General features: G+C 72.1%; 12 protein-coding genes. 4 read left to right on the forward strand and 8 right to left on the reverse strand.

Annotated features, from left to right (window positions below):
• Positions 1-50: 50 nt before the first annotated feature.
• On the reverse strand, positions 51-494 hold the full coding sequence (locus tag OG199_RS12425; RefSeq protein WP_356807017.1) for a DUF6299 family protein: 444 nt from the start codon (positions 492-494) through the stop codon (positions 51-53).
• 243 nt (positions 495-737) lie between these two features.
• Between OG199_RS12425 and OG199_RS12430 the strand changes: the two genes are divergently transcribed.
• Positions 738-932, forward strand: a complete 195-nt coding sequence (locus OG199_RS12430) for a DUF5999 family protein (protein ID WP_356807019.1) — start codon at positions 738-740, stop codon at positions 930-932.
• Positions 933-960: 28 nt separating this feature from the next.
• On the opposite strand, the gene OG199_RS12435 is transcribed toward OG199_RS12430, so the two are convergent.
• Positions 961-1,359, reverse strand: coding sequence for a RidA family protein (locus OG199_RS12435; protein WP_356807026.1), 399 nt, complete (start codon positions 1,357-1,359; stop codon positions 961-963).
• Positions 1,356-2,528: an acyl-CoA dehydrogenase family protein gene (locus OG199_RS12440; RefSeq protein ID WP_405829523.1), complete on the reverse strand. Its 1,173-nt coding sequence runs from the start codon at positions 2,526-2,528 to the stop codon at positions 1,356-1,358. Before OG199_RS12440 ends, OG199_RS12435 begins: the two co-directional genes overlap by 4 nt.
• A gap of 285 nt (positions 2,529-2,813) precedes the next feature.
• Between OG199_RS12440 and OG199_RS12445 the strand changes: the two genes are divergently transcribed.
• Positions 2,814-4,514, forward strand: a complete 1,701-nt coding sequence (locus OG199_RS12445) for an AMP-binding protein (RefSeq protein ID WP_405829525.1) — start codon at positions 2,814-2,816, stop codon at positions 4,512-4,514.
• A gap of 15 nt (positions 4,515-4,529) precedes the next feature.
• Positions 4,530-5,348: a PaaX family transcriptional regulator C-terminal domain-containing protein gene (locus OG199_RS12450; protein ID WP_405829527.1), complete on the forward strand. Its 819-nt coding sequence runs from the start codon at positions 4,530-4,532 to the stop codon at positions 5,346-5,348.
• A gap of 40 nt (positions 5,349-5,388) precedes the next feature.
• Here OG199_RS12450 and OG199_RS12455 read toward each other — a convergent pair whose 3' ends face one another.
• On the reverse strand, positions 5,389-7,680 hold the full coding sequence (locus OG199_RS12455) for a bifunctional salicylyl-CoA 5-hydroxylase/oxidoreductase (protein WP_405834513.1): 2,292 nt from the start codon (positions 7,678-7,680) through the stop codon (positions 5,389-5,391).
• Positions 7,681-7,766: 86 nt separating this feature from the next.
• Complete coding sequence (locus OG199_RS12460) at positions 7,767-8,594, reverse strand: enoyl-CoA hydratase family protein (RefSeq protein WP_401801385.1); 828 nt, start codon at positions 8,592-8,594, stop codon at positions 7,767-7,769.
• A gap of 352 nt (positions 8,595-8,946) precedes the next feature.
• On the opposite strand from OG199_RS12460, the gene OG199_RS12465 reads away from it, so the two are divergent.
• Positions 8,947-9,399, forward strand: coding sequence for an ATP-binding protein (locus OG199_RS12465; protein ID WP_356809058.1), 453 nt, complete (start codon positions 8,947-8,949; stop codon positions 9,397-9,399).
• Here OG199_RS12465 and OG199_RS12470 read toward each other — a convergent pair.
• The 3 genes from OG199_RS12470 to OG199_RS12480 form a co-directional block, all read right to left on the reverse strand.
• On the reverse strand, positions 9,359-10,903 hold the full coding sequence (locus tag OG199_RS12470) for an amino acid permease (RefSeq protein WP_405829529.1): 1,545 nt from the start codon (positions 10,901-10,903) through the stop codon (positions 9,359-9,361). The genes OG199_RS12465 and OG199_RS12470 overlap by 41 nt on opposite strands.
• A 152-nt stretch (positions 10,904-11,055) precedes the next feature.
• A complete protein-coding gene (argF, locus tag OG199_RS12475; protein ID WP_356809056.1) occupies positions 11,056-12,063 on the reverse strand; it encodes an ornithine carbamoyltransferase in 1,008 nt (335 codons plus the stop codon).
• Positions 12,064-12,202: 139 nt separating this feature from the next.
• On the reverse strand, positions 12,203-13,426 hold the full coding sequence (locus OG199_RS12480; protein WP_401801391.1) for an arginine deiminase: 1,224 nt from the start codon (positions 13,424-13,426) through the stop codon (positions 12,203-12,205).
• Positions 13,427-13,540: the final 114 nt, after the last annotated feature.

Raw genomic sequence — 13,540 nt, forward strand, 5'->3', positions numbered from 1 at the left:
GACGCCCTCGCGTCGACGGCGGGCCCCGACGTGTGCCGAGGGGTGCCGTCTCAGCTCTCCATGAACGTGATGTCCTGCTGCCACACCGCGTGGAACTTCGGCAGCGGCAGGCCGCCCGCGCCGGGGCTCAGCTCCATCAGCGTGGCCTCGACATGGGCGGCTCCCGGCCGGAGCGTGCCGGGCTCGCGCTTCTCGGAGTTGGTCCAGCGGTGCGCCACGCCGTCGCAGACGGCCGCGGTGCCGCCGATGCCGTGACGCACCCTGGAATCGCCCTGCCACACCGACGAGGACACCAGCACCGGGCCGGTGCTCGCCAGACACCGGTAGGTGCCGGAGAGCGTGATGGTGCCGTCCGTCGCGAGGTGACCGGTGGTGTCGACGGTGAGCGTCTCGGACGGGTCCGACAGGCCGGCGGCGGCCGCGGCGACGGCGGACGGGACGACCAGCAGGAGCGCGGCGCCGGTGGCCGCGCCGATGACCTGGCGCAAGGACATGGAAGTACCTCCTGAGACGTGGAAGGCTCCACAGGTACCGGCCCGGCGCACCCCGGGCGGTGATCATCACCCCTTTGGTGGCGAGTCCGCCCCAGGCGTCATGGGAACGTCCGAGAGTTGTCCGTGTGTTGTCACGCTTCTCGACCGGCGGTTCCGATGAGTTCGCCGCGGGAGCATGGTCTTGACATGCGAGGCGGCGAACAGCGCCGCAGGCACTCATCGCATCCGACGTGGAGGTGCGCCATGTGTTCCCACCAGGCTCTGTGCCCGTCCGCGGACTCCAGGCTTCCGCACGTGGTGTCGGCCCACCACGAGCAGGGGTGGAGCCTGCTGTGCAACGGCGCGATCGTCTTCGACGACAGCGGCGAACTGCTTCCCGACGGCAGCGTGGTCGCTCCGCACCGCGTGTTCGCCGAGCGGCTCACCGTCGCCGCCTGATCACCACCCCTGCCGCGCCGGCACCGCGCTACGCCAGTACCGCGAAGCCGTCCAGTTCGACCAGGGCGTGTTCGTCCCACAGCCGCGCGGCGCCGACGACGGCCATCGCGGGGTAGTCGCGCCCCGCCAACCGCCGCCACACGCGCCCGAGTTCGGACGCGTGGACGCGGTAGTCCGCGACATCGGTGGCGTAGACGGTGACCCGCGCGAGGTCGGCCGGGGTACCTCCCGCGGCCCGCAGCGCGGTGAGCAGGTTCGTCAGCGCCCGCTCGAACTGCTCCGGGAGCGTCTCGCCGACCACCTTCCCGTCCGTGTCGAGCGCGGTCTGGCCCGCCAGGAAGACGACGCGGCTTCCGGTGGCGACGACGGCGTGCGAGAAACCGGTGGGCGGGGAGAGTTCGGGCGGATTGAGACGCTCGGTGCTCACAGTGCCTCCCATGCGGCGTACAACTCCTTGGCGATGACGGCCCGTTGGACCTCGCTCGCACCCTCGTAGATACGGGGTGCGCGGACCTCCCGGTAGAGGTGTTCGAGCAGATGACCGCGGCGCAGGGCGCGGGCCCCGTGCAGCTGGACCGCCGCGTCGACCACGTACTGGGCCGTCTCGGTCGCCAGCAGCTTCGCCATCGCCGCGCGCCGGGGCACGTCCGGGGCCCCTTCGTCGTACGCCGCCGCGGCCGCGTACACCATCAGGCGGGCCGCCTCCGTCCGCAGCGCCATCTCGGCGACCTGATGGGCCACCGTCTGCAGGTCCTTCAGCTTCCCCCCGAACGCCTCTCGCCGGGAGGTGTGCGCGAGGGTCGCCTCCAGGGCCGCTCCCGCCATCCCGACCGCGAAGGCGCCCACGCTCGGGCGGAAGAGGTTGAGGGTGCCCATCGCGACCCGGAAGCCGCGGTCGGGTTCGCCGAGCACGTCGTCCGCCGTGACCGGTACGGCGTCGAAGGCGAGTGCGCCGATCGGGTGCGGCGAGAGCATGTCGAGCGGAGCCCCGGTCAGGCCGGGCCGGTCGGCGGGAACGAGGAACGCGGTGACACCTCGGGCGCCGGCCCCCGGGGTGGTGCGCGCGAAGACGGTGTAGAAGTCGGCCTCGGGCGCGTTGGAGATCCAGCACTTCTCCCCGGTGAGCCGCCAGCGCCCGACGCCGTCGGCCTCGGCGACGGTCGCGGTGTCACCCTCGTCGGCGGACACGGCCCGGTCCGCACGCAGGGTCAGCGCCGCCGCGTCGGAGCCCGCGCCGGGCTCGCTCAGGGCGAAGGCGGCCACCGCGGTGCCGTCCGTGACGCGCGGAAGCCAGTACGCGCGCTGCGCCCGGGTGCCGTACGCGTGCACGGGATGCGCGCCGAGCCCCTGCAGGGCGAGGGCGGTCTCGGCCTCCGTACAGGCGTGCGCCAGGGACTCCCGCATCAGGCACAGGTCGAGCGCGCCGGAGGTGAACAGCCGGGCGAGCAGCCCGAGTCGGCCCAGCTCGGCGACGAGCGGGCGGTTGACGTGGCCCGGCTCGCCCTTCTCGGCCAGCGGGCGCAGCCGCTCCGTCGCGAGCGTACGCAGCTCGGCACACCAGGCGCGCTGCGCCGTGTCGAGCGAGAAAACGGTCACGGCCGGTCCCCTCTCCCCTGCGGGCCCCAGGTTATCGCGGGACGTTGACTGTCGTCACCAACACGATACGCTCCTTGTGCGAAACCGAGAGCTGAGCCACAGACCACGCACGCCACGCCAACCCATGCCATGCCATGCATCACGCATCACGCATCACGCATCACGCATCACGCATCACGCATCACGCATCACGCACGGCGTGCCACGCACCATGCGCCACCAACCACGCGCCACAAGCCGCGAGTTGAGAGCCGCGAGCCCACCACGACAAGGGGGCGAACCTCCATGGACCCCGGCGACACCCTGGAGCCGACGACCTCGGCCCACCTCGACACCTTCGCCCGCGACCACCTCCCGCCTCCGGAACAGTGGCCCCGACTCCCCCTCGATCTGCCCGAGTTGAACTATCCGGACCGGCTCAACTGCGCCGCCGAGCTCCTCGGCGGCGGCCTTCCGGAGCGCCCCGTCTTCCGCACGCCGTCCGGCGACCTGTGGACGTACGGACAGCTCCTCGCGCGCGTCGACCGCATCGCCCATGTGCTGACCACCGAGCTGGGCGTGGTACCCGGAAACCGGGTCATGCTGCGCGGGCCCACCACGCCCTGGCTGGCCGCGTGCTGGCTGGCGGTCCTGAAGGCGGGCGCGATCGCCGTCACCGTGCTCGCCCAGCAGCGCCCGCACGAGCTGACCACGATGGGCACGATCGCCCGGGTGACCCACGCCCTGTGCGACATACGGTCGGTCGACGACCTGGCCGGGGCGGACATCCCCGGGCTGCGGATCACGACGTACGGCGGCGACGCGCCCGACGACCTGCTGCTGCGGATCACGGGCGCGTCCGACGAGCCCTTCACGGCCGTGGACACGGCCGCCGACGACGTCGCGCTGATCGCGTTCACCTCGGGCACGACCGGCCGCCCCAAGGGCTGTGTGCACTTCCACCGCGACGTGCTGGCGACGGCGGACACCTTCTCGCGCCATGTGCTGAGGCCACGCGAGGACGACGTCTTCACCGGCAGCCCCCCGCTGGGGTTCACCTTCGGGCTCGGCGGACTCGTCATCTTCCCGATGCGCGCGGGCGCCTGCTCCCTGCTGCTCGAACAGGCGGGTCCCAAGCAGTTGTTGCCCGCGATCGCGGATCACCGTGTCTCCGTGCTGTTCACCGCGCCGACCGCGTACCGGGCGATGCTGACGGAACTGGACGGGTACGACACGACGTCGCTGCGGCGCTGTGTGTCGGCGGGCGAGAACCTGCCCGCCGCGACCTGGCAGGCCTGGCGCGCCCGTACCGGGCTGCGCATCATCAACGGCATCGGCGCCACCGAGCTGCTGCACATCTTCATCTCCGCGGCCGACGACCGGATCAGACCCGGCACGACCGGCCTGCCCGTCCCCGGATGGCGGGCACGCGTGGTCGGCGCCGACGGGAATCCGGTACCGGACGGCGAACCCGGCCTGCTCGCCGTACGCGGTCCGGTGGGCTGCCGCTATCTCGCCGACTCGCGGCAGCGGGAGTACGTGCGCGACGGCTGGAACATCACCGGCGACACCTATGTCCGCGACGCCGAGGGCTACTTCCGCTATGTCGCCCGTGCCGACGACATGATCGTCTCGGCCGGGTACAACATCGCGGGGCCGGAGGTCGAGGACGCCCTGCTGCGTCACCCGGACGTCGTCGAGACAGCGGTCGTGGGCCGCCCCGACGAGGCACGCGGCCAGGTCGTGGTGGCGTACGCGGTACTGCGGCCGGGCGCGCCACGGGACCCGGAGGGCCTGCGGGTCTTCCTCAAGTCCGAGCTCGCACCCTACAAATGCCCCCGCGAGTTCGTCTTCCTGGACGTGCTGCCGCGCACCGCGACGGGGAAGCTGCAGCGGTTCCGGCTGCGTGCGTCCATCCCCGCGCAGGCAGCCCCCGGAGGCGAGCTGCCCGCCGGGGGTGAGCTGTCCTCCGGGGGCGAGTTGTCCCCCGGCGGCGGTTCCAAGTGATCTTCGAGCACTAGAGTGATCAATGTGTCAGAGCAGCGCGCCCCCCGGTCCCTCATCGTCACGTTCTACGGCGCGTACGGCCGTTTCATGCCCGGTCCCGTGCCGGTGGCCGAGCTGATCCGGCTGCTCGCCGCGGTCGGCGTCGACGCGCCCTCCGTGCGCTCGTCGGTCTCCCGGCTCAAGCGCCGCGGACTGCTCGAGCCGGCCCGCACCTCGGCGGGCGCGGCGGGGTACGGGCTGTCGCCGGACGCGCGCCAGCTGCTCGACGACGGTGACCGGCGGGTGTACGCGACGATGCCTCCCGGGGACGACGGCTGGGTGCTCGCCGTCTTCTCCGTGCCGGAGTCGGAGCGCCAGAAGCGGCACGTGCTGCGCTCGCGGCTGGCCGGTCTCGGCTTCGGGACGGCCGCGCCCGGGGTGTGGCTCGCTCCGGCCCGGCTGTACGAGGAGACGCGGCACACCCTCGCGCGGCTGCGGCTCGATCCGTACGTGGACCTCTTCCGTGGGGAGCACCTGGGCTTCGCGGCGACGGCGGACGCGGTCGCGCGCTGGTGGGACCTGAGTTCGATCGCCAAGGAGCACGAGGCGTTCCTCGACCGGCACGCGCCCGTGCTGCGCGCCTGGGAGCGGCGGACGGACACCCCCGCCGAGGAGGCGTACCGCGACTACCTGCTGGCCCTGGACACCTGGCGCCACCTCCCGTACGCCGACCCGGGACTTCCCGTCGCACTGCTGCCCCGGGACTGGCCCGGCGCCCGTTCGGCCGCCGTCTTCCGGGCCCTGCACGAGCGGTTGCGCGACGCGGGGGCGGCGTTCACCGAGGTGCCCGCGTAACCCACACGGGAGTCGCCCCTGACGTGCCCGGCGGGTGACCTCAGGGCTCCAGTGAGAGACGTGGTCTGGGGGCGTCGGTGCGCCCGGTCTGCGGGCGTCTGCTGCCCGCGCGGTAGGGCTTCGGCCAGGCGACGCCCGGGCCCTCGTACCCCTGCTCGGCCGCCGCGTGCAGGGTCCAGTGCGGGTCGTAGAGGTGCGGGCGGGCGAGGGCGCACAGGTCCGTGCGCCCGGCCAGGATCAGCGAGTTGACGTCGTCCCAGGAGGAGATCGCGCCGACGGCGATCACCGGCAGGCCGGCCTCGTGGCGGATCCGGTCGGCGTACGGCGTCTGGTAGGAGCGTCCGTACTCGGGGTGCTCGTCGGCCACCACCTGTCCCGTCGACACGTCCACCGCGTCCGCGCCGTGGGCGGCGAAGGCCCGCGCGATGGCGACCGCGTCGTCCCCGTTGGTGCCGCCGTCGGCCCAGTCGGTGGCGGAGATGCGGACGGTCATGGGGCGTTCCTCCGGCCACACCGCCCGTACGGCGTCGAAGACCTCCAGCGGGAAGCGCAGCCGGCGCTCCAGCGAGCCGCCGTAGGCGTCGGTGCGCCGGTTGGTCAGTGGCGAGAGGAAACCGGAGAGCAGGTAGCCGTGGGCGCAGTGCAGTTCCAGGAGGTCGAAGCCGCAGCGCGCGGCACGCCAGGCGGCGCCAGCGAACTGCTCCCGGATATCGGTCAGTTGGGCGCGGGAGAGCTCGCGGGGTGCCTGGCTGTCCGGCCGGTACGGGATCGGGGACGCGGCCACGAGGGGCCAGTTGCCCTCTTCCAGCGGCTCGTCGATGCCCTCCCACATCAGCTTCGTGGAACCCTTGCGGCCGGAGTGGCCGAGCTGGACGCCGACGGCCGTGCCGGGCGCCTGGGCGTGCACGAAGCCGATGATCCGCCGCCAGGACTCGGCCTGGCGATGCGTGTAGAGCCCCGCGCAGCCGGGCGTGATACGGCCCTCGGCGCTCACGCACACCATCTCGGTCATCACCAGACCGGCGCCGCCGAGCGCCCGCGCTCCCAGGTGCACGAGGTGGAAGTCGCCGGGGACGCCGTCGACGGCCGAGTACATGTCCATCGGGGAGACCACGACCCGGTTGCGCAGGGTCAGTCCGCGCAGCCGCAGCGGTGTGAACATCGGGGGCGTGCCGGGTGGGCAGCCGAACTCGCGCTCGACCGCGGCCGTGAAGTGCGCGTCGCGCAGCCGCAGGTTGTCGTGGGTGACCCGGCGACTGCGGGTGAGAAGGTTGAAGGCGAACTGGCGTGGGCGCTGGTCGACGTACCGCCCGACGTTCTCGAACCACTCCAGGCTCGCGCGGGCCGCGCGCTGGGTGGACGCCACCACCGGGCGGCGCTCCTCCTCGTACGCGGCGAGTGCCTCGTCGAGCGTGGGCCGCTCCTGGAGACAGGCGGCGAGGGCGAGCGCGTCCTCGACGGCGAGCTTCGTGCCCGAGCCGATGGAGAAGTGGGCGGTGTGCGCGGCGTCGCCGAGGAGCACCAGATTGCCGTGCGACCAGCGGTCGTTGACCACCGTGCGGAAGGTGGTCCACGCCGACTTGTTGGACCGCAGCGGCCGTCCGCCCAGCGCGTCGGCGAAGATCTTGGCGCACCTCTCGACGGACTCCTGCGGGTCGAGGTCCGCGAACCCGGCGGCGTGCCACACCTCCTCGCGCATCTCGACGATGACGGTGGAGGCGTCGGCCGCGTACGGGTAGGCGTGCAGTTGCATCACGCCGTGCTCGGTGCCGGCGATCTCGAAGCGGAAGGCATCGAGGGCGAAGTCGGCGGCCAGCCAGATGTAGCGGCACCGGTGTTCCTCGACGGACGGTCCGAACACGTCCGCGTACGCCTCCCGCGTCAGGCTGCGCACCCCGTCCGCGGCGACGACCAGGTCGTACGTCCCGGTCAGCTCGGCCGGCGCCGGTGCCTCGGCCCGGAAGCGCAGCTCGACGCCGAGCGAGCGGCACCGCTCGTGCAGGATCTCCAGCAGCCGGCGCCGGCCGAGCGCCGCGAAGCCGTGGCCGCCGGAGGTGTGGTGGACGCCCCGGTGCACGATGTCGATGTCGTCCCAGCGCACGAACTCGTCCTGGAGCGCCGCGTACACGACCGGGTCGGCGTGTTCGATGCCGCCGAGCGTCTCGTCGGACAGGACGACGCCGAAGCCGAAGGTGTCGTCGGGGGCGTTGCGCTCCCACACGGTGATCTCACGGCCGGGGTCGAGCCGTTTGAGGAGGGCGGCGGCGTACAGGCCGCCGGGTCCGCCACCGACGACGGCGACCCGGAGGGGCGCGCCGGGCCGTCCGGTCACGTCCGGCGCCGGCGGCGCGGCATCCGGGTGCGGCCGCACGGCGCCGGCCGGTTCCCGGTCGCCCGGATCACTCGGGGTGACCACGGCTATCGCCCCCGCCACTTCGGCGGCCGCTTCTCGGTGAAGGCGGCGTGGAACTCGGCGTAGTCCTCGCCGTTCATCAGCAGGGCCTGCGTGGAGGCGTCCAGTTCGACGGAGGCGGCGAGCGGCATGTCCAGTTCGGCGGTGAGCAGTGCCTTCGTCTGGGCGTACGCGAGGGCCGGCCCGGCCGCCAGGCGGTGGGCCAGTGCCCGCGCGGCCTCGTCGGCGTGCCCCTCCTCGGTCAGCTCGCTGATCAGGCCGATCCGCTCGGCCTCGGGCGCGCGGACGGGGTCGCCGAGCATCAGGAGCCGGGTCGCGTGGCCGAGGCCGACGACGCGGGGCAGCAGATAGGCGGCGCCCATGTCGCCGCCGGACAGTCCGACGCGGGTGAAGAGGAAGGCGAAGCGGGCACTGGGGTCGGCCACCCGGAAGTCGGCCGCCAGCGCGAGCACGGCTCCGGCGCCCGCGGCCACGCCGTGCACCGCCGCGATCACCGGGAAGGGGCACTCCCGTACGGCGCGCACGACCTGTCCGGTCATCCGGTTGAAGTCGAGGAGTTGGGCGGTGTCCAGGGAGAGCGTGGCGCCGATGATCTCGTCGACGTCGCCCCCCGAGCAGAAGCCGCGGCCCTCGCCGGCCAGCACCAGGGCACGCACCGACCGTTCCCGGGACAGCTCGGCGAGCAGGTCGCGCAGGTCGGCGTAGGCGCCGAAGGTGAGGGCGTTGAGTTTCTCGGGCCGGGCCAGGGTGACGGTGGCGACCCCGTCGGCGAGCTCGTACCTCAGGTGCCGCCAGTCGGAGGTGCGGGCGGCTGAGCCGGTGAAGGGACTCATGACGGACGGCCTCCTCGGGCGGGGCGGCGGTCTGCGCGGCGGGTCCGCCCGCGCTCCCTCACGAAGTTATCACCAGTCTGTGACTGTCGTCACGAGTACGCGATAAGGGTGGCGTGAAGCGACCGTCGTCCGCCGCCCCCGCGCCTCGCCCGTCACCGAGTCACGGAACCTCGACAGGCCCGTAACGACAGGAGCGCCCCACGGGAGGCAGCCCGTTGACCTGGGTACGCACCTCCATACCTGCCGAACGTCCCCGGAGGTACCTGCCGAACGTCCCGCCAAGCGCCCGCCGAGCGCCTCTGCCCGGCCGCGCCGTACCATTCGTAAAGTTGAAAGCAGGACAGCCTGCTCCATGAACGGACCCACCTTGCACGACACCCCCGCCCCCGCCTCCTGGCGCATCGCGCTGCCGCACACCGCCGCGGCCGTGCCGGTGGCCCGCGCCCTGGTCCGCACCGCGATGGCCGAGCTGGAGCACTCGGCCGACAGCGACACCGCGGAACTGCTCACCGCGGAGCTGGTGGCGAACGCCGTGGAGCACACCGCGGGGGACGGTCCCATAGAGCTGGTCGTGGAACTGATGGCGACCGGCTGCCAGGTCGAGGTGCACGACCCGGACCCGGCGCCGCCGGGCAATCTCACCGTCCCCGGGGGGATCGAGGCGCCCGACCCCTGGCAGGAGCACGGGCGCGGCCTCCTGCTGATCCGCACCCTGAGCTCCTCCTGCGGTCACCGCCCGACCGACTCCGGAAAGGCGGTCTGGTTCAGGCTTCCCGTGATGCCGGCTCAGCGGCGGCCCGCGTAGTCCCGGCCGGCCGGGCGAGCAGCGAGCGACGGCGTCCGTAGAGGACGTACACGAGGACTCCGGCCAGCAGGAACCCGGCGAACTGGACCCAGGTCGTCCAGCCCGTCTCGTACATCAGATACAGACAGAAGCCGACGCCGAGCAGCGGTACGACGGGGTAGAGCGGCACCCGGAACGTACGGGCGAGACCCGGCTCCCTCCTCCGCAGCGCGATCACCGCGACGTTGACGGCGGCCATGGTGGCGAGCGTGCCGATGGTCGTCAGGTTGACGACGGCGTCCAGGGAGGCGAAGGCGGCCGGGACCGCGAAGACGAGCGCGACGATCAGGGTTCCCGCGACCGGCGTCGACGTCCTCGGCGAGATCTTCTCGAAGACGCGCGGGACGAGTCCGTCGCGGGACATGGACATGAGGATGCGGGTCTGCCCGTACATCACCGCGAGCACCACCGAGGCGATGGCGACGACCGCGCCGAACGCGACGACCGCGCCGCCGACAGTGGAGCCGGTGACCACGTCGACGACGTACGACAGCGCGGCGGGCCGGCCGCCGACCGCGTCGCCGCCGACGGCGCCGATCGCCGCGAGGGCGACGGCGCAGTAGAGCAGGGTGACCAGGCCGATGCAGACCAGGATGGCGACCGGGATGTCACGACGGGGGTTCTTGGCCTCCTCGCCGGCGGTGGTGATCGCGTCGAAGCCGATGTACGAGAAGAAGGCGGCCGTGGTGCCCGCGCCGATGCCGCCGAGGCCTGCGGGCGAGAACGGGGTGAGGTTGCCGTCCTTGAAGGCGCTGAACCCGATCGCGCAGAAGGCGACGAGCACGACGAGTTTGAGCAGGGCCATGGCGGCGGTCGCCCGGGCGCTCTCGCGCACCCCGCGGACCAGGAGCACCGAGGCCAGCCCGATCACGATGACCGCGGGGAGGTTGACGACCCCGCCGTCGGAGGGGCCGGTGGAGAGCGCCGCCGGGAGCTGCGCGCCCGTGAGGCTGTGCAGCAGCTCGTTCACGTACTGGCTCCAGCCGACCGCGACGGCCGACACGGAGACGCCGTACTCCAGGAGGAGGCACCAGCCGACGAGGAAGGCGGTGCCCTCGCCGAGTCCCGCGTAGGCGAAGGAGTACGAGGATCCGGAGACCGGGATCGCGCCGCCGAGCTCGGCGAACGAGAACGCGGTGAAGACGCAGGTGATCGCCGCGAGGATGAACGAGACGACCACGGCGGGTCCGGCCTGCGCGACCGAGTCGGAGAGGCCGACGAAGATCCCGGTGCCGACGATCGCGCCGACGCCGAAGCAGATGAGCTGGAAGAGGCCCATGGTGCGCTTGAGGCCGTGGCCCTCGCGGTCGGCGCCGGATTCGGCGAGGAGGAGCGCGGGGGACTTGATACGGAGGGCACGGGGGGTGCCCGGGGCCCGGGTCGCGGCGGGCGTCTCGGTGGTGGTGCGGGGCGCTGGGGACGCGTGGGGGGTTTCGGGCGTGCGGGTGGTGCGTGGAGCGGGCATGCGGGTGGTGCTCATTTCCGGTGGTGCGGGGTGCGACGGTGGGGTGTGTCCCCCCGCTCGGGCGGCGCCGAGAGCCCGGGGAGAGTCGCGTGGCGGCCGCGGAAGGGATGGCTCCGGACCGCCGGTCAGGATATGGCCTGCGGGGACGCGGGTCAGGCCAGGGTCGCGACCAGGATCGCCTTGATGGTGTGCAGCCGGTTCTCCGCCTCGTCGAAGACGACCGAGTGGGGCGACTCGAACACCTCGTCGGTCACTTCGAGCGAGTCGAGACCGTGGGCGGCGTGGATCTCGCGGCCGACCTTGGTGCCGAGGTCGTGGAAGGCCGGCAGACAGTGCAGGAACCTCACGTCCGGGTTGCCGGTGGCGCGCAGCACGTCCATGGTCACGGCGTACGGGGACAGGGCTTCGATGCGCTCGTCCCACACCTCCTTGGGCTCACCCATAGAGACCCAGACGTCGGTGGCGACGAAGTCGGCCCCCCGGACGCCCTCGCCCACGTCCTCGGTGAGGGTGACGCGTCCGCCGTTGCTCTCGGCGAGTTCACGGGCCCGCGCGATGATCCCGTCGGCCGGCCAGTAGGCCCGCGGGGCGACGATACGGACGTCCATGCCGAGGAGCGCGCCGGTGACCAGGTAGGAGTTGCCCGTGTTGAAACGGGCGTCACCGAGATAGGCGAACGCGATCCCGTCGAGGGGCTTGGCGCAGTGCTCGGTCATCGTGAGCACGTCCGCGAGCATCTGGGTGGGGTGCCAGTCGTCGGTCAGACCGTTGTAGACGGGCACGCCGGCATACGCGGCCAGCTCCTCGACCGAGGCCTGACTGTCACCCCGGTACTCGATCGCATCGAACATGCGGCCGAGGACGCGCGCGGTGTCCTTCACGGACTCCTTGTGGCCTATCTGCGAGCCGGACGGGTCCAGGTACGTCGTCGAGGCGCCCTGGTCCGCGGCGGCGACCTCGAAGGCGCAGCGGGTGCGGGTCGAGGTCTTCTCGAAGATCAGCGCGATGTTCCTGCCGCGCAGGTACGGGGTCTCGGTCCCCGCCTTCTTGGCCGCCTTCAGCTCGGCGGCCAGCTCGACGAGACCGCGGAACTCCTCTCCGGTGAAGTCCAGCTCCTTGAGGAAGTGGCGGCCGGCGAGGGCGGTCGGGACTGTCGCCATGGGGGCGCTCCTGGGGCTGTGGGACGGAAAGGGTGGCGCGGGTGGGGACCTTTGGAATTCTATACGATGCCCAACATTTCTATACGGAGGGTGCCGTCGGGTACCGGGGCGGTACCGGAGCGGGGAGCGGCACCGGAGCCTATACGGCCGCCCGTTCGACCGGGCAGCTCATGCAACGGGGGCCACCCCTGCCGCGGCCGAGCTCACTGCCCGGGATCTCTATGACCTCGATGCCCTGCTTGCGCAGATGCGTGTTGGTGGTCACGTTCCGCTCGTAGGCGACCACGACACCCGGCTCGACGGCGAGGACGTTGCACCCGTCGTCCCACTGCTCGCGCTCGGCGGCGTGCACGTCCTGCGTGGCGGTCAGGACGCGGATCTCCGTGAGCCCGAGCGCCGCGGCGATCGCGCGGTGCATGTGCTCCGGGGGATGGTCGGTGACCTTCAGGTCCTTCTCCCCCGCGCCCGGCTCGATGGTGTACGAGCGCAGCATGCCGAGCCCCGCGTACTGGGTGAAGGTGTCGCCGTCCACCATCGTCATCACGGTGTCGAGATGCATGAAGGCCCGCCGCTTGGGCATGTCGAGCGCCACGATGGTGCGGGCCGAGCCGGCGGCGAACAGCTTGTGCGCCAGCATCTCGACGGCCTGGGGAGTGGTCCGCTCGCTCATGCCGATGAGGACCGCGCCGTTGCCGATGACCAGTACATCACCGCCCTCGATGGTCGACGGGTAGTCCGCCTGCCCCTCCGACCAGAGCGGGAAGGACTCGTCCCGGAAGAGCGGGTGATGCCGGTAGATCGCCTCGAAGTGCACGGTCTCGCGCTGCCGGGCCGGCCACCGCATGGCGTTGATGGAGACCCCGTCGTAGATCCAGGCGGAGGTGTCCCGGGTGAAGAGGTGGTTCGGCAGCGGACCGAGCAGGAAGTCGTCGAGGTCCATGGCGTGGAAGCGTACGGACGTGGGCTCCGGATGAACGTCCAGGAACTCCCGCTTGGTCATGCCGCCGACGAGCGTGGCGGCCAGTTCGTCGGCGGGCAGCGTCTCGAAGGAGGCCCGCAGGTGGTCGGTCGCGAGCGGCCCGTACTCCTTCTCGTCGAAGACCCGGTCCAGGACGAGCGATCTGGCGGCCGGGATCTCCAGCGTCTCGGCGAGCAGGTCGCCGAAGAGGTGGACGATGACCCCTCGGTCGCGCAGCACGTCCGCGAACCCGTCGTGCTCCGCGCGGGCCCGGCGCACCCACAGCACGTCGTCGAAGAGCAGCGCGTCCTTGTTGCTGGGGGTGAGCCTTTTGAGCTCCAGATCAGGCCTGTGCAGGATGACGCGGCGCAGCCGCCCGGCCTCGGAGTCGACGTGGAATCCCATGCCTCCATCCTGACCATCCGGACGCCCGTTCACCCGCGGATCGGGCCGACCCGGGCCACTTGATTTCGTCCCCTTGACGATAACCGGAACACTGTTTATCGTCTTACTGACGAC

It is taken from the genome of Streptomyces sp. NBC_01176 (genome assembly GCF_045039825.1).
Lineage (GTDB): Bacteria > Actinomycetota > Actinomycetes > Streptomycetales > Streptomycetaceae > Streptomyces.